The 19432-nt window shown below is 50.9% G+C and carries 23 protein-coding genes, 1 tRNA gene and 3 pseudogenes; 14 read left to right on the top strand and 13 right to left on the bottom strand.

Features of this window, described 5'->3' with window-relative positions; genetic code table 11:
* Nucleotides 1-124: 124 nt before the first annotated feature.
* Together lpxH and ppiB are read right to left on the bottom strand one after the other, a co-directional pair.
* Nucleotides 125-841 (bottom strand): UDP-2,3-diacylglucosamine diphosphatase, encoded by a 717-nt coding sequence (gene lpxH, locus HFD87_RS02870; protein WP_033766656.1) that lies wholly within the window; start codon nt 839-841, stop codon nt 125-127.
* Nucleotides 841-1335 (bottom strand): peptidylprolyl isomerase B, encoded by a 495-nt coding sequence (gene ppiB, locus HFD87_RS02865; RefSeq protein WP_010259052.1) that lies wholly within the window; start codon nt 1333-1335, stop codon nt 841-843. The genes lpxH and ppiB overlap by 1 nt, the downstream gene beginning before the upstream one ends.
* 212 nt (nt 1336-1547) lie before the next feature.
* On the opposite strand from ppiB, the gene cysS reads away from it, so the two are divergent.
* On the top strand, nt 1548-2933 hold the full coding sequence (cysS, locus tag HFD87_RS02860) for a cysteine--tRNA ligase (protein WP_167422908.1): 1386 nt from the start codon (nt 1548-1550) through the stop codon (nt 2931-2933).
* A 33-nt stretch (nt 2934-2966) separates the two neighbouring features.
* Nucleotides 2967-4073 (top strand): AAA family ATPase, encoded by a 1107-nt coding sequence (locus HFD87_RS02855; RefSeq protein WP_010671239.1) that lies wholly within the window; start codon nt 2967-2969, stop codon nt 4071-4073.
* A 27-nt stretch (nt 4074-4100) separates the two neighbouring features.
* Here the strand turns inward: HFD87_RS02855 and ybcJ are convergent, their stop codons facing one another.
* Nucleotides 4101-4313, bottom strand: a complete 213-nt coding sequence (gene ybcJ, locus HFD87_RS02850; protein WP_003849455.1) for a ribosome-associated protein YbcJ — start codon at nt 4311-4313, stop codon at nt 4101-4103.
* Entirely contained in the window at nt 4314-5180 is an 867-nt protein-coding gene (gene folD / locus HFD87_RS02845; RefSeq protein ID WP_010671240.1) for a bifunctional methylenetetrahydrofolate dehydrogenase/methenyltetrahydrofolate cyclohydrolase FolD, read from the bottom strand.
* 173 nt (nt 5181-5353) lie between these two features.
* On the opposite strand from folD, the gene HFD87_RS02840 reads away from it, so the two are divergent.
* The 3 genes and pseudogenes from HFD87_RS02840 to HFD87_RS02830 all read left to right on the top strand — a co-directional run.
* Nucleotides 5354-5857, top strand: coding sequence for a DUF1198 family protein (locus HFD87_RS02840; RefSeq protein ID WP_167422907.1), 504 nt, complete (start codon nt 5354-5356; stop codon nt 5855-5857).
* Between the two features lie 94 nt (nt 5858-5951).
* Nucleotides 5952-6028: transfer RNA gene (locus HFD87_RS02835), tRNA-Arg, on the top strand.
* Between the two features lie 164 nt (nt 6029-6192).
* A pseudogene (locus HFD87_RS02830) lies at nt 6193-6345 on the top strand (Arm DNA-binding domain-containing protein); the annotation flags it as partial.
* Nucleotides 6346-6356: 11 nt separating this feature from the next.
* Here the strand turns inward: HFD87_RS02830 and HFD87_RS22875 are convergent.
* Nucleotides 6357-6533, bottom strand: a pseudogene (locus tag HFD87_RS22875) (integrase); the annotation flags it as partial.
* Between the two features lie 110 nt (nt 6534-6643).
* Here HFD87_RS22875 and HFD87_RS02820 point away from each other — a divergent pair.
* Nucleotides 6644-6916, top strand: coding sequence for a hypothetical protein (locus tag HFD87_RS02820; protein WP_132499484.1), 273 nt, complete (start codon nt 6644-6646; stop codon nt 6914-6916).
* A 203-nt stretch (nt 6917-7119) separates the two neighbouring features.
* Here HFD87_RS02820 and HFD87_RS02815 read toward each other — a convergent pair whose 3' ends face one another.
* The 7 genes and pseudogenes from HFD87_RS02815 to HFD87_RS02790 all read right to left on the bottom strand — a co-directional run bounded on the left by HFD87_RS02815 (nt 7120) and on the right by HFD87_RS02790 (nt 12181).
* The gene (locus tag HFD87_RS02815) at nt 7120-7566 is read right to left on the bottom strand and encodes a DUF943 family protein (RefSeq protein ID WP_045140695.1); all 447 of its coding nucleotides are present in this window, start codon (nt 7564-7566) and stop codon (nt 7120-7122) included.
* The gene (locus HFD87_RS02810) at nt 7559-8362 is read right to left on the bottom strand and encodes a DUF3289 family protein (RefSeq protein ID WP_167422906.1); all 804 of its coding nucleotides are present in this window, start codon (nt 8360-8362) and stop codon (nt 7559-7561) included. Before HFD87_RS02810 ends, HFD87_RS02815 begins: the two co-directional genes overlap by 8 nt.
* 199 nt (nt 8363-8561) lie before the next feature.
* Nucleotides 8562-8711 (bottom strand): annotated as a pseudogene (locus tag HFD87_RS23130) (LexA family protein); the annotation flags it as partial.
* Nucleotides 8686-8898: a hypothetical protein gene (locus tag HFD87_RS02805; RefSeq protein ID WP_064689934.1), complete on the bottom strand. Its 213-nt coding sequence runs from the start codon at nt 8896-8898 to the stop codon at nt 8686-8688. The gene HFD87_RS02805 and the pseudogene HFD87_RS23130, both read right to left, overlap by 26 nt.
* Before the next feature lie 129 nt (nt 8899-9027).
* Nucleotides 9028-9255: a DUF333 domain-containing protein gene (locus HFD87_RS02800; RefSeq protein ID WP_089414547.1), complete on the bottom strand. Its 228-nt coding sequence runs from the start codon at nt 9253-9255 to the stop codon at nt 9028-9030.
* Nucleotides 9256-10652: 1397 nt separating this feature from the next.
* Entirely contained in the window at nt 10653-10979 is a 327-nt protein-coding gene (locus HFD87_RS02795; RefSeq protein WP_022626076.1) for a SymE family type I addiction module toxin, read from the bottom strand.
* A 302-nt stretch (nt 10980-11281) separates the two neighbouring features.
* Nucleotides 11282-12181 carry a LysR family transcriptional regulator gene (locus HFD87_RS02790; protein ID WP_010259037.1) on the bottom strand — a complete coding sequence of 300 codons (900 nt, stop codon included), beginning with the start codon at nt 12179-12181 and terminating at the stop codon, nt 11282-11284.
* A 141-nt stretch (nt 12182-12322) separates the two neighbouring features.
* Between HFD87_RS02790 and HFD87_RS02785 the strand changes: the two genes are divergently transcribed.
* The 4 genes from HFD87_RS02785 (at nt 12323) to HFD87_RS02770 (ending at nt 15054) form a co-directional block, all read left to right on the top strand.
* A complete protein-coding gene (locus HFD87_RS02785) occupies nt 12323-12646 on the top strand; it encodes a superoxide dismutase (protein ID WP_167422905.1) in 324 nt (107 codons plus the stop codon).
* A 212-nt stretch (nt 12647-12858) separates the two neighbouring features.
* On the top strand, nt 12859-13422 hold the full coding sequence (locus HFD87_RS02780; RefSeq protein ID WP_050680175.1) for an NAD(P)H-dependent oxidoreductase: 564 nt from the start codon (nt 12859-12861) through the stop codon (nt 13420-13422).
* Nucleotides 13423-13502: 80 nt separating this feature from the next.
* Nucleotides 13503-14225, top strand: coding sequence for a putative quinol monooxygenase (locus HFD87_RS02775; RefSeq protein WP_167422904.1), 723 nt, complete (start codon nt 13503-13505; stop codon nt 14223-14225).
* Between the two features lie 25 nt (nt 14226-14250).
* On the top strand, nt 14251-15054 hold the full coding sequence (locus HFD87_RS02770) for a carboxymuconolactone decarboxylase family protein (protein ID WP_010259029.1): 804 nt from the start codon (nt 14251-14253) through the stop codon (nt 15052-15054).
* Between the two features lie 346 nt (nt 15055-15400).
* On the opposite strand, the gene HFD87_RS02765 is transcribed toward HFD87_RS02770, so the two are convergent.
* Nucleotides 15401-15637, bottom strand: a complete 237-nt coding sequence (locus HFD87_RS02765; RefSeq protein ID WP_003854080.1) for a DUF2171 domain-containing protein — start codon at nt 15635-15637, stop codon at nt 15401-15403.
* 355 nt (nt 15638-15992) lie between these two features.
* Between HFD87_RS02765 and HFD87_RS02760 the strand changes: the two genes are divergently transcribed.
* The 4 genes from HFD87_RS02760 to HFD87_RS02745 all read left to right on the top strand — a co-directional run bounded on the left by HFD87_RS02760 (nt 15993) and on the right by HFD87_RS02745 (nt 19423).
* On the top strand, nt 15993-16589 hold the full coding sequence (locus HFD87_RS02760; protein ID WP_167422903.1) for a DUF1349 domain-containing protein: 597 nt from the start codon (nt 15993-15995) through the stop codon (nt 16587-16589).
* A gap of 104 nt (nt 16590-16693) precedes the next feature.
* Nucleotides 16694-17713 carry a DUF481 domain-containing protein gene (locus tag HFD87_RS02755; RefSeq protein WP_010259026.1) on the top strand — a complete coding sequence of 340 codons (1020 nt, stop codon included), beginning with the start codon at nt 16694-16696 and terminating at the stop codon, nt 17711-17713.
* A 103-nt stretch (nt 17714-17816) separates the two neighbouring features.
* Nucleotides 17817-18782: a magnesium and cobalt transport protein CorA gene (locus HFD87_RS02750; protein WP_010259025.1), complete on the top strand. Its 966-nt coding sequence runs from the start codon at nt 17817-17819 to the stop codon at nt 18780-18782.
* A 131-nt stretch (nt 18783-18913) separates the two neighbouring features.
* Nucleotides 18914-19423, top strand: coding sequence for a hypothetical protein (locus HFD87_RS02745; RefSeq protein WP_223565618.1), 510 nt, complete (start codon nt 18914-18916; stop codon nt 19421-19423).
* The last annotated feature ends 9 nt before the right edge of the window (nt 19424-19432 follow it).

The raw sequence follows: 19432 nt of genomic DNA, 5'->3' as shown, positions 1-19432 counted from the left end.
ACTCCTGTGAATGAACAAACAGACCTGGCCGGGCGGACAGGTTTTGAAGGGCACCGAGAATAGCATGAGAAGCACGCAAGGAAAACGGTTGCGTCGGGCTTAAGGTCGTGGATTTAACCGCAGATTAAAAGTCGAAATGGATAAGCTGAATGCCACTGGCGTCGAGCTGGATCATGGAACCCCGGCTGTGCCAGGCACCCAGCACTGCGCGTTGCGCCGTTTCACCCTGGAGGCTCAGCGTATGAATCGCCGGGCGATGAGTGTGACCGTGGATTAACAGCGGCACCTGCTGGCGCAGCATAGTGGCGACGACCGCTTCCTGATTCACATCCATGATGGTCTGGGATTTATGCTGGTTGGCCTGTTTACTGTCGGCGCGCATCCGGGCGGCAATACGTTTACGTATCCACAACGGCAACGCGAGAAACAGCCGCTGGATCCAGGGATTATGCACTTTGGCCCGAAAACGCAGGTAACCCGCATCGTCGGTACAGAGCGTATCGCCGTGCATGATCAGCAACCGATGGCCGTAGAGCGTCAGCACCTGCTCTTCCGGCAGCAGCGTCATGCCGCAGGCCTGCGCGAAGCGTCGGCCAATCAGGAAGTCGCGATTGCCATGGATAAAGTAAACCGGAACCGGCAGGGCGCGCAGGGCGCGGGCAACCTGCTGATGCAGCGGATTGGGATCGTCGTCGCCAATCCAGGCTTCAAACAGATCGCCGAGAATATAGAGCGCGTCGCAGTGGGGCGCTTCGCGCTGTAAAAAATGCAGAAAACCGGCGGTAATCGCCGGTTCTTCCTGACACAGATGGAGATCTGCGATAAACAGCGTGCGCGACATTACTCGCTGACGGTCACTTTCTGGATAACGACGTCGTCTTTTGGCACATCCTGGTGCATGCCGCTGCGGCCGGTAGAGACCGCTTTGATCTTCTCGACCACATCCATACCTTCAACCACTTCAGCGAATACGCAGTAGCCCCAGCCCTGAACGCTTTCGTCACGGAAGTTCAGGAAGTCGTTGTCAGCTACGTTGATGAAAAACTGTGCGGTCGCAGAGTGCGGCGCAGAGGTACGTGCCATTGCCAGCGTACCTTTGGTGTTTTTCAGGCCATTGCTGGCTTCGTTCTGAATTTCGGCTTTGGTTTCTTTCTGCTTCATGCCCGGCTCGAAGCCGCCGCCCTGAATCATAAAGCCGTTGATTACGCGGTGAAAAATGGTGTTGTCGTAAAAACCTTCACGGCAGTAATCCAGGAAGTTCTGTACGGTTGCCGGCGCTTTATCATCGAAAGTTTTGATTACGATATCGCCATGGTTCGTCTGGAAAGTTACCATTTTTGTCGTCCTGTAAAGGTTGTCATCAGTTGCTGAGGTCGCTCTGTCGATGGGCGTCCCCCTTTTTGTCGACCGTTCTTATATCATAATTTCCAATGACGCGTCAGCAGCGCGGCGCAGTTGGCTTGCTTTGCGTCGCGCGAGCGATAAAAATACGGCACAATGTCTGGATACTTAAAAGTGCCAACCACACGCGAAAACGGAACCGTTCAATGCTTAAGATTTATAACACCCTGAGTCGACAGAAAGAGGAATTCAAACCCATTCATGCCGGTAAAATCGGGATGTATGTTTGCGGCATCACGGTGTATGACCTCTGTCACATTGGTCATGGGCGGACGTTCGTGGCGTTTGACGTGGTGGCGCGCTACCTGCGTTACCTCGGTTATCAGCTTAATTATGTACGTAACATTACCGACATTGATGACAAAATCATCAGGCGCGCCAACGAAAACGGCGAGAGTATCGAAACCCTGACTAACCGCATGATTGGCGAGATGCAAAACGACTTCGCCGCGCTGGGGATTCTGCCGCCCGATGAGGAGCCGCGCGCTACCCGTCACATCGCTGAGATTATCGAGCTGGTGGAGACGCTGATCGCTCGCGGTCACGCTTATGTGGCGGAGAACGGCGACGTGATGTTCGATGTGCTCAGCGACACCGATTACGGCGCGCTGTCGCGTCAGGATCTGGAGCAGTTGCAGGCGGGCGCGCGCGTTGAAGTCGCCGACGTGAAACGCAATCCGATGGACTTCGTGCTGTGGAAAATGTCCAAAGCGGATGAGCCAGCCTGGTCATCGCCTTGGGGCAACGGTCGTCCCGGCTGGCACATCGAGTGCTCGGCAATGAACTGCAAACAGCTGGGCACCCATTTCGATATCCACGGCGGCGGCTCCGATTTGATGTTCCCGCACCATGAAAACGAAATCGCTCAGTCGAGCTGCGCCCATGACGGTCCTTACGTCAACTACTGGATGCACTCCGGCATGGTGATGGTTGACCGCGAGAAGATGTCCAAATCGCTCGGTAACTTCTTCACCGTGCGTGACGTGCTGCAACATTATGATGCGGAAACGGTGCGTTACTTCCTGATGTCCGGTCACTATCGCAGCCAGCTTAACTACGGCGAAGATAACCTGAATCAGGCGCGTGCGGCGCTGGAGCGTCTCTATACGGCACTGCGTCACACCGACAGCAGCGTGCCTGCCCACGGCGGCGAAGCGTTTGAAGCGCGGTTCCGCAGCGCGATGGATGATGATTTCAACACCCCGGAAGCCTATTCGGTGCTGTTCGATATGGCGCGTGAAGTGAACCGCCTGAAAAGTGAAGATGGCGCTTCAGCGCACGGGCTGGCGTCGAAGCTGCGCGAGATGGCCAACGTGCTGGGCATTCTGCAGCAGGATCCTGAGCTGTTCCTGCAAAGCGGCGCGCAGGTCAATGACGAAGAGGTTGCCGAGATTGAGCACTGGGTGAAAGCCCGTGCCGATGCGCGCGCCGCCAAAGCCTGGGCGGAAGCGGACATCGCGCGCGACAAGCTTAACGCGCTGGGTGTCATCGTCGAGGATGGGCCACAGGGCTCCAGCTGGCGTCGAAAATAAACCGGAGAGGGCGAGCAATCGCCCTTTTTTATTATGGCGATTGAACAGATTCAGATCCGCGGCTTCCGCTCGATACGTAACCTGACGCTGTCGCTGCAGCAGCTGAATGTGGTGAGCGGTCCTAACGGCTGCGGTAAATCCAACCTCTACAAAGCGGTGCGGCTGCTGCATGAGGCGGCCAGCGGTCGCCTGGCACTGGCGCTGGCTGAAGAAGGCGGTATTCAGAAAGCGATGTGGGCGGGCGGCTTACGCCGGGGCGATCGCCGACACGATCCAAAGCGCCTGGAGCTGGCCGTGGTGATGGATGACATGGATTACCAGCTGGAGATTGGCTTTCCCGAGCCGCTGGTGACCAGCCTGTTTAATCTCGATCCGCTGGTGAAGCAGGAGCGACTCTGGCTGAGCGGTCAGCAGCGCCGTCCTTCCGCCTGTATTATGCAGCGCGAAAATCAGACTGCCTTTCTGCACAACGTTGAGGGCGAGCGCGTCGCCTATCCGGCGGTGCTGCATCCCGAAGAGTCGCTGTTTGGTCAGCTTGGCGAACCGCATCGCTATCCGGAGCTTTCGCAGTTGCGCGAACGTCTGCAGCAGTGGCGCTTTTACCATGAGTTTGCGGTCTGGCCTGGCTCACCGATACGGGCACCGCAGATTGGCGTGCGTGCGCCGGTGCTGAGCCATGATGGCAGCAATCTGGCGGCGGCCTGGGCGACCATTGTTGAGCGTGGTCATTCCGAACTCCTGTCTGAGGTGATGGAACAGGCGTTTCCCGACAGCCAGTTTGATGTCGATGTGCAGAATGGCCGTTTCCAGATGCTGATGTCGCGCCAGGGCATTCTGCGTCCGCTGGAGAGCGCCGAGTTTTCTGATGGCACGCTGCGGTTTCTCTGTCTGGTTGTCGCACTGCTCAGCCCGCGTCCGCCTGCCTTTATGGCACTGAATGAGCCGGAAAACAGCCTGCATGAAGATCTGTTGCCTGCGCTGGCGCGCTTAATCGCCGAAGCCAGCGAGTTCAGTCAGCTCTGGATCACCAGCCATTCACCCCGGCTCGCGACGTTGATAGCGCAGCATACGGCGGTGAATCATATTGCACTGGAACAGCGGGAAGGGGAGACATGCGTAAAGGGGGATGAGCGGGTGTAACAGCGTCCCCGCAGGGACGCCCGGAAATTACTCGACCACAGTAATGCGGAAACCCGCGAATTCCACGGTCTGACCGGCTACGATTTTGCAGCGCTTGCGGGTTTCTACCGCACCGTTGACCTTCACTTCACCCTCGGCAATCACCACTTTCGCCTGTGCGCCGCTCTGAACCCAGCCTTCCAGTTTCAGCAGGTCACACAGATCGACGTGCGGGAATTTACCCAGTGAAAAACTTGTCATTTAAACCACCTCTTTATCATGAAACTCTTCGCACGCCTGAAGCGTGTTTTGAATCAGTGTAGCTACTGTCATTGGGCCCACACCGCCCGGCACCGGGGTGATGTAGGAGGCGCGCTCGGATGCACTATCAAAATCAACATCGCCCACCACTTTGCCGCTCTCCAGCCGGTTAATGCCCACGTCGATGACGATGGCGCCCGGTTTAATCCAGTCACCCGGAATAAACCCTGGCTTACCCACTGCAACGACCAGCAGATCGGCATGCTCAACGTGATGGCGCAGATCTTTGGTAAAGCGATGAGTGACGGTCGTGGTGCAGCCCGCCAGCAGCAGTTCCATGCTCATCGGACGACCAACAATGTTGGATGCGCCAACCACCACGGCATTCAGGCCGTAGGTGTCAATGTTGTAGCGCTCCAGCAGCGTCACGATACCGCGTGGCGTGCAGGGACGCAGGGTTGGCGCGCGCTGACAGAGGCGACCAACGTTATAAGGGTGGAATCCATCGACATCTTTATCAGGCGTGATGCGCTCCAGCACTTTGACATTATCAATGCCGGCTGGCAGTGGCAGCTGCACCAGGATGCCATCGATTTCGTCGTCCTGATTGAGCGCATCAATCAGCTCCAGCAGCTCAGCTTCGCGGGTCGTGGCAGGCAGATCGTAAGAGCGGGAGTGGAAACCGACCTCTTCACAGGCGCGGCGTTTGCTGGCCACGTAGATCTGCGATGCCGGGTTTTCACCCACCAGAACCACTGCCAGACCCGGCGCGCGTTTTCCGGCGGCCAGACGCTGCTTCACTTTTTCCGCAACCTCAACGCGCACCTGCTGCGCAATCGTTTTACCGTCAATAATTTTTGCTGCCATCAGAGAGGAAATCCACTGTGTTGTGTTGAATCGGGGAAGGGGGCTATTTTGTCAGAAGCGCGGCGCGCTGTCAGTTACAGTTTCAGCCGTGTATGCGCTTTCCGGCTTTTTCGTCGCGACGAGTGCCAGCCTGCATGCGTATGATATCTGCAGGACAATCCGGGGACGATGTAATGATTTGGATAATACTTGCTACTCTGGCGGTGGTGTTTGTCGCTGGATTTCAGCTGCTCACCGCTGGCTCACGCCACGCCGCTCAGCGGCTCAGCAAACGGCTGCAGCTGCCACCGGTACAGGTGGAATCAATGATCTCTATGATGGGGAAAGAGGCGGCGAAAGAGTTTACCGACTATCTCAGCAACGATAATGAAACGCATCTGCATAATGGCGCAGCGGTACTGCTGATCTGGCAGGTGTTCATTGTTGACGGCAGTGAGGAGAATAGCCAGCGCTGGCATGCGATTCTCAGTCGAGCCGGTTTTCCACCGCTTATTAGCCGCCAGCAGCTGCTGCTCGCGCTGGGCTTTCTGCGCCAGCTGGAACCGGACATCCAGGCGCTGCATGCACTTCGTGAGCAATACAATGCGCGTTTCACATCACAAGGGATTGAGCTGGAAGGAGAATTTACCGACAACGGTAAACTCGTGTCGCTCAGCGAATGGCGCAGGCGCCACTGACGTCAATTGGTCATTACCGCAGCACTTCGCTGCGGAGAAACGGCAAAAACGTTGACGTACCCGCTTCCCGACGTATAATCCGTGCCATCTCCATGCGCCCTTAGCTCAGTTGGATAGAGCACCGGCCTTCTAAGCCGTAGGTCACAGGTTCGAATCCTGTAGGGCGTACCATATTTTCTTCTGTTAACATCCTTTCTGGTCTACTTTTTCCTTTAAAATCAGAATATAACAATTCTCTGTGGTCCAGTTTGGTCCAGGGTCACCTATTGCGTTCTTGTTTCGATTGAGGGCAGGATAGGGGGCATTGCCAGGTTCAATCAACTGGATGCCCCCAAATGAAGCTGACAGCCCGACAAATTGACTCTGCTAAGCCAAAAGAAAAGTCATACAAACTTGCCGATAGTGGCGGTATGTATCTTGAAATATTTCCAAACGGAGCCAAAAGCTGGAGACTCAAATACCGTATAGCTGGTAAAGAGAAGCGGGTGTAGTGGCATAGTAAGCTCCGGCTCGTTCTTAGCAGATCATGAACAGTAAAATATTCAATATCACCCATAACATTGGGCGGTTGCTTCTTCCTGCCAGGCTCAATACCGCAAAGCTTCGCTATGGCCCTGTTAAGAGTGTCTTTTCCCATGTGCTGGGACTTGCTTACACGGCGATTAGTGAAGACATAATTCACTCTGACAATTAGTTCTTCCAAAAATCTCCATTAGGTTTTATGTGAATTATATTGATAAAAATAAATCTGCGTTAAAGTAATTATAAATAAGAATGGGGGGTTTTATGAGTAAAGATAAAATGAAAGATGAACAAATATCATTTACTGAGGCAAAAGAGTTTGTTAACAAAGTGCATGATGATTTGGTAGATTTATTAGAAAAAAATAAAATTACTGAAAGCTATAGAATGTATCCTGCTGAATATATTGTTTATATTATGTTTAGAGAGTATTACGCCTCTCAGGATTGCTTAAAAATCGTGAGCATAGTTGAATATTTTGAATTAACCGAAATTGTTGAATGCAATAGTGTTGACTGGTGGTTTTTTCAGTCTTAGCATCTGATGTTGATACTAATAAGATTACAAGCATAATTCAAACAAAAATGGTTGAAGAAGAGAAAAGCAAAATAAATTCTGTTTTTGTTAAAGAAGATGATGTGGTTATTAAAAAAGAATTTAGTCAAAAAGATTTTGAAATAGCCTGATTTACCTGGTCAGACTATTTAAATTTTGAAGCGATTTAGTAAAAAATATCTTTTTTATTTTAATGTCACCCTACCATCAGAACTCTGTATATATGTTTTATCGCCTATATTTATAAATGCTTTTCTATCAAGGCTCCCTCTTATAACTAATGCTATGCTGTTGTATACACATTTCTTATGCCCGCCATTAGTATCATCAAAGCAGGTATAGTCATCAATTGAACCATCTCTGGTTCCTGTTGGTAACTTTTCATAACCATCGAAGTTCATGATGATAACAGTGAAGTTATCTCGGGTATTGATAATATGATATTTATTCTGAAGCGAATCTTTGTTTTCTAACCACCATTTTAGTTTTCCTTCTGTAGTCATCGGTAAATGTTCTACAAAAACTGCACCATTATCAACTCTGACTATTTTTGCTGGTCTTACAGCAATCCATATGCAATATACTGATATTAACAAAATCAGAACTGCTCCAATCCTTTTGTATTTAAACATTGGTTTCTCCTGTCAATGTTATAGTTGCTCCGAAATTTGTGAAAAATGGCTTTTGAGCTAAATGCTTAGCCCTCTGTAGAACGAACCATATTCTAAAGAAACTAATTGAGTTGAATTTAGCTTTTAAGATATCTTCTTTATCTAAGCCAAAATGGTCTTGTGCTCTGTATTTGATAGTCGCAGTATATTTATTGCCCTGGAAGGTCAGGCTTTCTATAGAAATTTCTGTGCTGTTTATGTCATGGACGGTAATGCCCATGCCATTGACAAAATCTTTCCATCTTGTGTATTTTGGTAAACGACTTTTAGATAATACATTTGAAAAATGTTCTTTCGTCAATTGTGACTTATTAAAATCAAATTGCTCGATAGTGTTTTTAATTATGGATAATGTGCTATCGATAGAGTTGTCACTCAAAATGAGATTTCTGTAGGCATTATCCATAAACGGATGCTGAAAATTATTTCCATTACTACGTTGCATGTGATTGAAAAGATTTATGATCAAGCCATGGTATGGTCCTCGGAAAGAAAAGGCATAGGACTGAGAGCGTAGCTCATCATATAACAACGCAATGGCTTTTTCTCTACTAACTGGCTGTATAGAATTAGTAGCAGGATGCTGATAGGAGGGACCAAAAGTAGTCCAGTCGATGAAAGTTGATACTTGCCCGAGATGATAATGCTTTTTCAGTATATCAGCATCCATGTCGCCACTTTGCATGTCATCAGCATTTCTGTCATTGAATCTTTTTTTTGTAGTGAAGATTATAAGTTTTTTGTCGATTCCTTTCATTCAAAATCAATCCCTTTCAGTCAAATGATTAAGTATTATACATTTTCTATTTGTGAGGTAAATTAAGAATTTTATTAATATTTACTATGTTCAGAGTCATTTACGCCCACATAATCATGCAGTGATGAACCTTGAATATCAAGGCGTTCAGCCAGGTTAATTTATTCGGATGTCTATTAGCATCTATTGAAAGTCACACTCATCTGGTGTGCAATCCCGTTCTGATCTGCTCCCCTCTAACCGGCACCATAGGCCACCGCGGGTTCAGCCCCTTGAGGTACTTGTGGATACCGTCGATGAACAGCTTCTTGAATGTCGCTTCGTTATCGTTGGTTAGCTTTGCGATATAGCCAGACACCGATAAAGGCCAGCAGAGCAGAAAGCACCGCCTTAAGTGCAATCACTGTGAATTCGAAACTATCCATAGCGCCTTCACCATCACCGCTAATGTGGCCTTCTACCAGGGATCTGATGATGCTTTCAGGTTTGAGAAACCAAGTTGCGGAGAAGATTATAATAAATATCAGTATTTTCATCGCACTACACACTTTGTGAAATCAGGAACATCAATGCGGCCGTATGCTGGTAATCCTCCTTTCATAAAGCCACGTCCCATTCTTACGGCTCCTTGATAGCTGCCCTGATATCCCTTCCGACCAACGAGTCTATTGGTTATCCCTTCTGTACAGCGCCCACTCCTCGATGCGCTCTCCGCCTGGCAGAGTACAGTAACCTGATTCACCATCCGCGCCCTTCACTATGTCCAGCTTGCCGCCCATCTTTTCACAATACACAGAGGCTGGGTTAGCCATGCCCACAGCGTGTTGTCTGTCATTATGGGGTACACAGGCTGTGAGTAATAAAATGGTCGCTGCGATTGTAATTGTTTTCATTTTTAACCTTATCTGAAGAGATTGATGAGGGTTAATCGTTATATCCACGCTGCTTCATCTCGCGCTGGTTTTTCTGTTTAATTAAACGCTTAATGTGATCCGGAGTAGTTATTGTAATCAGATCATAATCTGGACTCAATCCATTATGTAAGTGTGGATTTATATATGCATCGTTTCCACTTAGGATGATTGCAGAAGCCGGACCAGCCACCCTGTACACATCATTTATAAGCCAGACATCTGCTTCTTCGAACCACTTTTAAATTATGGCTAAAACATAACTTAATCATTCATGCTGATGTCGGTGTTAATGTTGAACACCCCTGTTCAGATTTGCAGAGCCCCTTAAAATCGACCTGCAAAACCACACCGCTTCGTCCTAATGTGTGCGAACACTTAGCGTGAATTTTTTCGTATCTGCCTCTTAAGCTCTTTTCACTCTGTATCATTCAGATCGACGCTAATAACCTTGCCCGTATTAGCGTTCCCGGCTTAAAATAGTAACCCCAGTTATGCGGTTAAATGAAAGGTAGGCCTATGTGTAATTGCAGACAGTTGCCAGCTTGTGTGGCTGAAATTGAATCCCTGGAGCGGGGCTTTGAGTTCTCAGGGGGCTTTATTCACAATTACTATTTCGAAACACCGGAAAGTGAACATTTCGAACCGCGGCTTGATTACTCTCAATCCATGTATCGCTGCATGGAATGCGGTCAGGAATGGTACATCGAATGTTCCCCGGAACAGACACCGTATCCAGAGTTTGCCTTAAAGCTAAATGGATTAGTGCGGCCACCTTCAGAGAACGAGCTTCAGGCGGCCAAACAGTATCTTTGCATACTTGCACATGGTGGATTTGGTTCAGAAAAATGCAGGATGGCAGGGTGCCAGAATCATAAGGTTTTGGGGCGCGAGTTATGCCATTTGCATATTCCATTTCCATAGGTAGTCGTAATGGGTTTAAATCCGTTTCATTGACGAGAAGATCAAAACGCCTTGCATATCGAAGGGTGTTTTTAGAAATTTCGGTGAGGCAGATTTATTTGGTCTGGGGGGTGTTTGAAAGTTATAATCCCAGTAATTACGTTTGGTAGTTTATCATAGGCTTCTGTTTTTTATAGGGTGATGGTTCTTCATAATATTTATTTTAATAAGTTTAGGTGCGCCCTGTTAATAATCTGGTTAATCCCTCAAACACACTTTTCTAAAAGCTGATATTCACCTGAAAATATATATTAACTGTAAGGTGTGTTGATACTGGATGAAATTCAGGATATTTTCTGGGAAAAATGTTTTGATAATGGATTATTAACCTGCAGACCTCATCATCATTCGTTAAACCACCCAACTTAAGTCTGCCGCTCCCCAACCAGAAGCGGCATCCTTTTACCTCAACGCCACTAACCCGCAACCACACCCGACAAAGCCAGAACCTGCTTCTGTTTCCTTGCAGGCAGCTTATTCAGCTGCGCTAACGCGTTAACCAGCTGCTCATCGACCGGCTCTGGTGGTTTCACGGTCAGCACAATACGGCCCGCCGTGACTTTTACTTCTACTTCGGTGCCAGTGGTAAATCCGGCGGCAGCCAGCCACTGGCCTTTCATGATAATCGACGGAATACGCGCGTAACTGGGATACCGGCTGGCGTAACTCACCGTTAATTTGCGTTGGGAAACGGAAGGGGCTTCTGAATTTAAACCAACTGCATTACACTCTGACTCAGTCATGATCTCTATTCTCGTTCAATAGTGGTTGTGATTAGCGATACAGGAGTGCTCCAACACCTCTGTATCGCGCTAAATACCTGTACATATAATCAACTATTGCAGGAAAAGTCCAGCTGAAAATCGATGTAAATCAGTGACTTTAATCATCTGATAAACAGCGAGTTTTACGATAACGATCTCAAAAAAATGCAATTAACTGAAAGCATTCATTGTTCGGAATACAAGAAAAGTCACAGGCGATATCTCGTCATAAATATCTGTCATTAGCCGCATACATTAAGTCCGCAATTAGTAACATGCGCTTAACCCGCAGTGTGCTTAAGCAGAAAGTCGATTAACGTTTTTACTCTTTTCGTTTTACCCGCGCTTTTAGGATAATAGAGATAAACCGGCGGATAAGTTTTCCAGTAACGCTCCATCACCGGAATAAATGCCTCTTTATCCGGCTGTAAATTATGAACCGGTTCAAACAGTCGCCCGATACCCAGCCCGTTGCGAATGCCATCAGCCATCACCTCAATATCATTACTCATCAACTGACCCGGCATCTCAACGGTCAGCTGTTCGCCATGATGATCCAGAATCAGCGGCAGAATACGATTATTGGTGATAAACCGGTAACCGATAAGCCGGTGCTGATGCAGGTCAGACGGAGACTCTGGAATACCGAACGCTGCCAGATAGGCAGAAGAGGCATACAAACCTTCGCGAAACGGCTTCATCAGCGGTCGCGCCACCACGCCACCTTCCAGAATGTCGCCAAACCGGATCCCCAAATCAAAGCGTTCATCAATGATGTTCACGGTGCCATCGTATACCGAAATTTCCAGCTGAATACCGGGATATTGCTGGCAGAAAGCGGCCATCGCAGGTTTCAGCACCAGCAGATAAGCAAAGCGCGAAAGGGTGATTCTGACCAGTCCCGACGGTTCCTGATTCTGGTCGCGGATGCTTTCCAGCGATTTTTCCAGCGAGGCTACCGCTGCTGAGGTTTGTTCCAGCAGCTGCTGTCCGGCATCGGTCAGCTCAATCCGGCGCGTGGTTCGTACAAATAGCGGATGACCGATGTGCGCTTCAAGCAGCTTCAGCGCCTTACTGACAGAGGGGGGAGTAATCTCCAGTTTGCGCGCTGCCGATGAAATATTCCCTTCGCGGGCAATGCTCTGGAAGATGCGTATCTGGTTATAGATGGCGTTGTTCACGGGATAATCCTGACACAATCGGGTTGCTTATTATTAGCCGCAGGCTAAATATCTTTGAGTCAATAGTGGCCTAATCTTCACTAAATCGCGAGCATATACTCCTTATCAGTTCCCCCTGGCCGTGAATCTCAGGAGATTGCTATGCGAATTTTGTGTCTGGATAAACCCGCCCCCGATGTCACGCTGGAAAAGTATCACCCTCATCTAGCTGCCGAAGCTTTCCATGCCTGGAGTCTGTTTAAATCCGGTGCGCTACGCGATATTTACTACCGACAGGATCGACCCGGCGTTGCGATCTTCCTTGAATGCGACTCGGTGGAACAGGCCCAAAGCCTGCTGGCTGACTTTCCGCTGGCAAAAGCCGGTCTGCTGAGTTTTGACTGCATCCCGTTAGGTGCATTCACCAACTGGGAAAGCCTGTTCGCTGCAGAATATAAGCCTCAGCAAGAGGGCGCGACCCAATGATCAGTCGCAAACCGCTACCGTGTGTTGTCATCCGACAGGTGTCAGGGAGGCGGCGCAGTAAAAACGCCGCGTGAAGCGCTAACGGCAGGAAAGGCGGAAGCCGTAGCGAGTGGATTTGATTAAACGGTGCCGGGCGGCAAAAAGTAACCAGCGCGTGATGGCATCGCCAACGCCTGGCTATCTGTTAAAAAATAGATGATTAAAAACTGAAAATGAAAAATATATTAATTATTTCCGGTCATCCTGACCTGAGCCATTCGGTCGGTAATGCTACCATTCTTAATGAAGTCGCTTCTGCGCTGCCTGATGCTGAAATCCGTCGTCTGGATGCACTTTATCCGGACAACACCATCAATGTCAGCGCCGAACAGGATGCACTGCTGAAGGCAGATATTATCGTCTGGCAATTTCCCTTCTCCTGGTATTCGCTGCCAGGGCTCATGAAGTTATGGCTGGATGACGTATTTGTTCATGGGTTTGCGCACGGATCAACGGCCAGACTCGGCGGTAAAAAACTGATCCTCTCCTTCACCACTGGCGCACCGCAGGCGTTATACGCGGCAGATGGCGTCTTTGGTCATCAGCTGGAGGATTATCTGATTCAGTTTGAAACCACCGCCCGACTCTGCAATCTGGAGATGCAGAAACCGGTTTATACCTGCGGGATAAGCTATGCCAGTCGTAATGAAACTATTATCACGCAGCAAATTGCTGCAGCAAAGCAACACGCGTCGCGACTCATTGCTCAGCTCAATGCGGAACTCACAACGGCTTAATAGCCAGATGAAACAGAAATCGCGCCGGTTAATGCACCGAATGAATCGCAAATCACCTCATCCGATAATTAAGGCAGACCGTGAACAATATTACCGCTCTGACTCTGACTCTGCTGATGGCCGGCCCGGCATCGGCAGCCGCTTTAACAGACCCCACAAACCGTGTCATTAATCTGAATGAAATGGAAATTAAGGCCGGGAAAAACGGACAGTACGATGAAGTTGCCAGAGATAATATTACCCGTTCGCTGGCAGAGCAACCAGGTACGCTGGCGATGTATTCACTGAAACATAAAGAAAATGCTCATCAGGCTTATATGATTGAAATTTATGCGAGTGAAGAGGCATACCAGCAACATCTCAGTTCAGAGCCGTACCGGTCTTTTATTACACGCGCACCTGATCTTATCGGCCAGAAAAAGAGCACTGTGCTGGAGCCGCAGTTTTTGGGTGATAAACCCTTCGTACAGAATAAAGAAACCATCAATAACCTGGTGATTGTTGACGTGAAACCGGCCGATCAGCAGGCATTCCGCGATATTGTGCTGCCTGAAATGGCGGAATCACTGAAGGTGGAACCGGGCGTACTGGCGATGTATGCCGCGACCGATACGAAAAACAGATATCGCTGGTTCTTCTATGAAATCTACGCCAGTGACGCCGCCTATCAGCAACACCGCGAAACGCCCCATTTTCGCGACTATATCCGGCTGACAGCTGAGATGACCGACCGCAAAGAGGCGATCCCCGTGGTGCCTGCTCTGCTGAAAAACCGCGGCGCTCTTAACTCTTTTGTTAACTGACCTTTACCAGGGAGCTGATCAGAGGATGAAAAAAGTGATTGCCGCCGCCGCGATCTCCATGATGCTGGCCGACCTGGCCGCTGCTGAACCCAAAAGAGGTGAAACTATGTTGAACGTCAATCCATCCAGCCTTTCGGTTGCCGACATTGAGTCCGTCTCTCCCGCACTGGCTCGTTTCGGACGTGAAGCGATAACCGACGATCTCTGGAAACGCGATGCACTTTCGATCCGTGACCGCAGTATCGTCACGCTTGCCATTCTCATCGCCCGCAACCAGCCTGCTGAGTTACAACATTACGCCGGTGTGGCGCTCGACAGTGGCGTGACGCCTGCTGAAGTCTCCGAAATAATCACTCACCTGGCGTTCTATTCCGGCTGGCCCAATGCGATGTCCGCAATTGCGGTGACCAAAAATGTGTTTCAGGCGCGAGGTATTGGTGCCGATCAACTGGCCGAAGCCTCTCCGGCACTGCTGCCACTAAATCAGGCAGCCGAACAGCAGCGTTCTGCAACGGTAGAGAAAAATGTGGGGCCGATCTCGCCCGGGCTGGTCAGATTCACCGCCGATCCGCTGTTTCTCAATCTGTGGCAGCGGCCAGCGCTACAACCTCGTGACAGAAGTCTGGTGACGGTCAGCGCACTGATTGCTTCGGGACAAAGTGCGCAAATTAGCTACCATCTCAACCGGGCGATGGACAACGGATTGACGGCTGAAGAAGCGGGCGAGATTATCACTCAGGCCGCGTTCTATGCTGGCTGGCCAAATGCCTTTTCAGCGGTTCCGGTGGTGGGGGAAGTGCTGCGGGATCGCGCAGCAAAACAGGAATAACCCGCAGCGGGTGAGGATCTCAGGTTTTACTTCACCCGCCGTTTCTTATGACCGCCGGATACCGACAGAGATCCGGCAAAGTGCTGCGCCATTCTGGTGGTTTTTCCCCTCCCGCCGCAATGCCATGATGACCGCTCCAAACCCTCCACTTACGACAACCCGCCACCGGACATAAAAACAGGGAGCACCGTGTCATGGAAAGTAAAAATCTGACAGATATTGCTGAAGACGTTTCAGGCGGTGTGAAATATTAAGCAGTAATAGATGAACAATGGGCAGGGAAGGACGCAGGAGTTATTTAACAGAATAAATGAAATAAGCCGTGGCGGGCGCCACGGCTAATGTTTTATGCAGACTGCCACTCACTTTCAACATCCGCTTTGGCTTTAGAAAGGATGACTTTATTATCATCAACTTCTTTCACCCAGCTGAATGGAATAATGTGGTGTTTGCCACCCGCTTCAGGATCGCTTTTCGCCAGCTTAATTTTGTCGTCGCCTTCGAAGTGGTCGACAATCCCGACATGTTCGCCATTCACATCAACAACCTGCGCGTGATCTAAAATTTCTGATTTATCTACCATGGTGGCTTAATCCTTATATTTAATGAGTTCAGTTGCCCTCAGACAAAACAAGCCTGGTTGTTAAATGCTGTTTTCGCCAGGGGATTAACAAAATGAAATAGTTCAGTGAACTGGACCTGGTCGCAGTTATTTATTTCCGGCAGGAGAATAAAGGGCATATAAGCGAAACCGCAAACAGAGCCGGAGTCTCTGCAGCCACGGGTCTGCTGACCTCACTGCCTGCCACATCGACATCCTCAGATTTGCCGCAATCGTCTGCCGCCCGTTCACCAATCAACGCTATGATAATCAGGTCAGTCGCCACGCCGCAGATCGACCAGCACGCGGGTGGTTTAACTTACCCAAAGGAGTGCCTATGACAGCAGTCAGTTCCATTACCACTGAAGGTGGCGTCTGGATTAATCAGCCGCCGGTACACAGTCTGGATGGTGATACGCTGAGGTTCGAAACCGCGCTGAGCAGCGATTTCTGGCAGCGCACCTGGTATGGCTTCGAACGGCACAGCGGCCACGCTTTTGGCTTCTGGGTGGAAAACGACTTTACCGTTCAGGTGCAGGTGAGGGCGGATTTCAGTCAGCTCTACGATCAGGCCGGGCTGTTTATTCAGGATAACGAAACGCACTGGGTTAAGGCGGGCATTGAGTTTAACGATGACCAGCCCGCAATTGGCAGCGTGGTGACGCGCGAGTTTTCCGACTGGTCTACCGGTGTGTTTCCCGGCGATGCGAGCCAGTTCTGGCTGCGCGCCACGCTGGAAAATGCGGCCTTAAGAATTCAGTACTCTACCGACGGCGTGAGCTGGCCGTTGTTACGGCTCTGCCCGTGGCCCGGTCAGGGGCGGCGGTTTGTCGGAGTGATGGGCTGTTCACCGGAACGTGAAGGGCTGGCGATGAGTTTTACGGACTTCGCTATTACTCCACCGCTCGGCAAAGCACTGCACGATCTCTCCTGAGCCAGGCGGCGCATTGCATATCGTCGCAGAATCGGCTTAATTGTCAGGTCAGAATTTGCGGTGACGCGTCGCCCGTGCAAGACGACGCCTTTACAGGGAAAGCTATGCGTTGCGCCACCTCGTTTATCCCGCTGCTGGTCATCAGTTGCTGCGCCGGATGGGCACAGCAGGCCACTGCCGATACCGTCTGGCTGAATAATGGCGATCGGCTGACCGGCACGATTCGTTATCTCAGCGACGGCAAGCTGGGGATAGAGACACACTACGCCGGTACCGTCACGCTGGACTGGAGTGCGGTCAGTACGCTTGCCAGCGAGAATCCGGTGAATGTCGAAAACAAAAAGACCGGCGAACATTATCAGGTGCGGCTCTCCTCATCCGATCCCGGCTATGTCTGGGTGGAACGCAACGAGCAGGAGCAGCAGGTTTCGCTGCGACGCATTGATGAGTTTATGAAAGCCAAAGTCCGCAGCGATCAGCTCGCCTGGACCGGCAACATCGATGCGGGCGTAAAGGTCAAAAAAGCCTCGACCAAAACTGACGACTACAGCTTCGCGCTCAACACCAAACTGAACCAGGGAAAATGGCGTCACGATATCGGCGCGACCTACAATCGCGAGCAGGAAAACGAGAACATCAATACCGATAACTACAGCCTGCGCTACGCCTTTGACTATCTGGTCAGGGAGCAGTTCTTCTGGCAGACCCGCGCCACCTACAAGCGCGACTGGGTGGAGAATCTGTCACGTCAGGCGCTGATCGGCACCGGGCCTGGTTATCAGTTGTGGGACACCGAACTCAGCGCGTTCTCACTCTCGGTGCTGGGTGGTGCCTTTGAGTATGGCTACAGCGATGACCGGGAAGAGCGGCACTTTGGCGGCTCGCTGCGCTGGAACTATCAGCGCTATCTGCTGGGCAAATCGGTCACGCTTTACAGCAATGGCGATGTTGGCCATTCGCTGGATGATGACGGCGTATTTATGCTGGATGCCGAAGTCGGCCTGCGCTACAGCCTGACTTCGTGGTCAACGCTGCACGTTGGCTATCACCGTAATCTGGTCAGCGGCATACCCGACACCCTGAACGAAGGCATTTTCTCCACCGGATTGGGGCTGAAGTGGTAAGCCGCTGATCGAACAGCGCCGCAGCAAATCCTTACGGTTTTTATCCGGTTACAGGCGCGGGATTGGCTAAGCTGCATGTATTGTCACAACGGGAAAGCAGAAGATGATCGTAAGCAGCAGGGTGTATCGTCCGGGATGCGCGGGCGAAGAGGTCGAAGTCGATGATATCAGTGAAGTGATTAAAGAGCCGGAGGCGTTTATCTGGCTCGGGTTGTGGCAGCCAGACGCTGAGTTTATGGCGAAGATTAAAGAGGAGTTCGGCCTTCATGAACTGGCGGTTGAGGATGCACTTAATGCCCATCAGCGACCTAAAATCGAACATTATGGCGAATCGCTGTTTATCGTGGTGAAAACGGTGTGCGCTAAGGATGACAGCTGCGAACTGGGCGAAACGCATCTTTTTGTCGGAAAAAACTTCCTGATCAGCATCCGTCACGGCGCCTCTGAAAGCTACACCCCGGTGCGGCAGCGGGCGGCTGAAAACCCGGCGCTGCTGAAGTTTGGTCCCGCTTATCCGCTCTACTGCCTGCTCGATTTTATTGTTGATCGCTATGCCGAGCTCTCTACCTCGCTGAATGAACGGGTCGGACAGATGGAGAACGATCTCTTCACCAGTGAATTTGATCGCAAGTCGGTGCAGTCGGTCTACACCGTGCGGCGTCATCTGCTGAAACTGCGCAATGCGGCGCTGCCCGTGGAGGAGATCTGCAATCAGCTGATCCACCTGCATGAAGATCTGATCCCGCGTCCGCTGCGCGCCTACATCCGCGACGTGCAGGATCACGCCCGCCATGTCGTCACCGACGCGGAAGATATGCGTGAGATGCTGACCAGTGCCATGCAGGTCAATCTGGCGCTGGTGACGGTGCAGCAGAATGAAGTGGTTAAAAAGCTGGCAGGCTGGGGTGCGATCCTGGTGATCCCGACCGTGGTCTTCAGTATGTATGGCATGAACTTCGAGCATATGCCGGAGCTGAAGTCGCTGTATGGCTATCCGCTGGCGGTGGGGCTGACCCTGCTGGCCTGCGGCGGGCTGTGGGCCAAACTGCGTCGCTCCGGCTGGCTGTAAACGGCAGGATGCGGTGCCAGATTGTCCCGGTGAAAAGGTCACGACCCGCCAGATAGTGAACCGATATTGTCTGGCTATGCTTAACGCAGCGTGCAGTTTTTGTTCCTGAGCCAACAGTGTGTGAGGTCACGGTGAAAAAAGAGGATAGCAGCGGCCAGGCGGTACCGATTCAGGAAAACCTCCGCTGGGTACGCCGCGAATGGCTGATTCAGCGTATCGGTGAATACGTCCTGATTGCGCTGGTGATTCTGGGGGCATGCGGACTCTTTTCCAAAGGCGTGCTGAGTAACGGCAGCGCCCGCTCGCCGGACGGGACCATCCAGGTGGAGTATGAACGGTTTGGCCGGGTTGAGAGCAATATGGATATGCGCATTCGCTACAACGCACCGGTAACCGATCGCTTTACCGTTACGATTGGCGGTGGCGCCCTGGATAACCTGCAAATCCAGACGCTGCAGCCTCAACCGCTGGAGGCGGTGACGATTGGCAGTGATCTGCGGCTGACCTTTTCGGCCCGCAACACCGGACCGGATCACGCGATCTGGCTTGGCCTGCAGCCGCGCAATGCGGGCCGCATTCACGTCACTATTCATGGTGACGGCCATGCTCCGGCCCGTTTTACCCAATGGATCTATCCCTGACAGAGGCGC

The sequence above is a fragment of the Pantoea sp. EKM21T genome (assembly GCF_011800405.1).
Taxonomy (GTDB): domain Bacteria; phylum Pseudomonadota; class Gammaproteobacteria; order Enterobacterales; family Enterobacteriaceae; genus Pantoea; species Pantoea agglomerans.
Note: the sequence above shows the minus strand (reverse complement) of the source record. Positions and strands in the feature narration are given on the sequence as shown.

Excerpts from the sequence above, each read along its gene's own strand:
- lpxH (WP_033766656.1), bottom strand. The coding sequence starts at position 841 with ATGTCGCGCACGCTGTTTATCGCAGATCTCCATCTGTGTCAGGAAGAA.
- ppiB (WP_010259052.1), bottom strand. The coding sequence starts at position 1,335 with ATGGTAACTTTCCAGACGAACCATGGCGATATCGTAATCAAAACTTTC.
- cysS (WP_167422908.1), top strand. The coding sequence starts at position 1,548 with ATGCTTAAGATTTATAACACCCTGAGTCGACAGAAAGAGGAATTCAAA.
- HFD87_RS02855 (WP_010671239.1), top strand. The coding sequence starts at position 2,967 with ATGGCGATTGAACAGATTCAGATCCGCGGCTTCCGCTCGATACGTAAC.
- ybcJ (WP_003849455.1), bottom strand. The coding sequence starts at position 4,313 with ATGACAAGTTTTTCACTGGGTAAATTCCCGCACGTCGATCTGTGTGAC.
- folD (WP_010671240.1), bottom strand. The coding sequence starts at position 5,180 with ATGGCAGCAAAAATTATTGACGGTAAAACGATTGCGCAGCAGGTGCGC.
- HFD87_RS02840 (WP_167422907.1), top strand. The coding sequence starts at position 5,354 with ATGATTTGGATAATACTTGCTACTCTGGCGGTGGTGTTTGTCGCTGGA.
- HFD87_RS02820 (WP_132499484.1), top strand. The coding sequence starts at position 6,644 with ATGAGTAAAGATAAAATGAAAGATGAACAAATATCATTTACTGAGGCA.
- HFD87_RS02815 (WP_045140695.1), bottom strand. The coding sequence starts at position 7,566 with ATGTTTAAATACAAAAGGATTGGAGCAGTTCTGATTTTGTTAATATCA.
- HFD87_RS02810 (WP_167422906.1), bottom strand. The coding sequence starts at position 8,362 with ATGAAAGGAATCGACAAAAAACTTATAATCTTCACTACAAAAAAAAGA.
- HFD87_RS02805 (WP_064689934.1), bottom strand. The coding sequence starts at position 8,898 with ATGAAAATACTGATATTTATTATAATCTTCTCCGCAACTTGGTTTCTC.
- HFD87_RS02800 (WP_089414547.1), bottom strand. The coding sequence starts at position 9,255 with ATGAAAACAATTACAATCGCAGCGACCATTTTATTACTCACAGCCTGT.
- HFD87_RS02795 (WP_022626076.1), bottom strand. The coding sequence starts at position 10,979 with ATGACTGAGTCAGAGTGTAATGCAGTTGGTTTAAATTCAGAAGCCCCT.
- HFD87_RS02785 (WP_167422905.1), top strand. The coding sequence starts at position 12,323 with ATGCGAATTTTGTGTCTGGATAAACCCGCCCCCGATGTCACGCTGGAA.
- HFD87_RS02780 (WP_050680175.1), top strand. The coding sequence starts at position 12,859 with ATGAAAAATATATTAATTATTTCCGGTCATCCTGACCTGAGCCATTCG.
- HFD87_RS02770 (WP_010259029.1), top strand. The coding sequence starts at position 14,251 with ATGAAAAAAGTGATTGCCGCCGCCGCGATCTCCATGATGCTGGCCGAC.
- HFD87_RS02765 (WP_003854080.1), bottom strand. The coding sequence starts at position 15,637 with ATGGTAGATAAATCAGAAATTTTAGATCACGCGCAGGTTGTTGATGTG.
- HFD87_RS02760 (WP_167422903.1), top strand. The coding sequence starts at position 15,993 with ATGACAGCAGTCAGTTCCATTACCACTGAAGGTGGCGTCTGGATTAAT.
- HFD87_RS02755 (WP_010259026.1), top strand. The coding sequence starts at position 16,694 with ATGCGTTGCGCCACCTCGTTTATCCCGCTGCTGGTCATCAGTTGCTGC.
- HFD87_RS02750 (WP_010259025.1), top strand. The coding sequence starts at position 17,817 with ATGATCGTAAGCAGCAGGGTGTATCGTCCGGGATGCGCGGGCGAAGAG.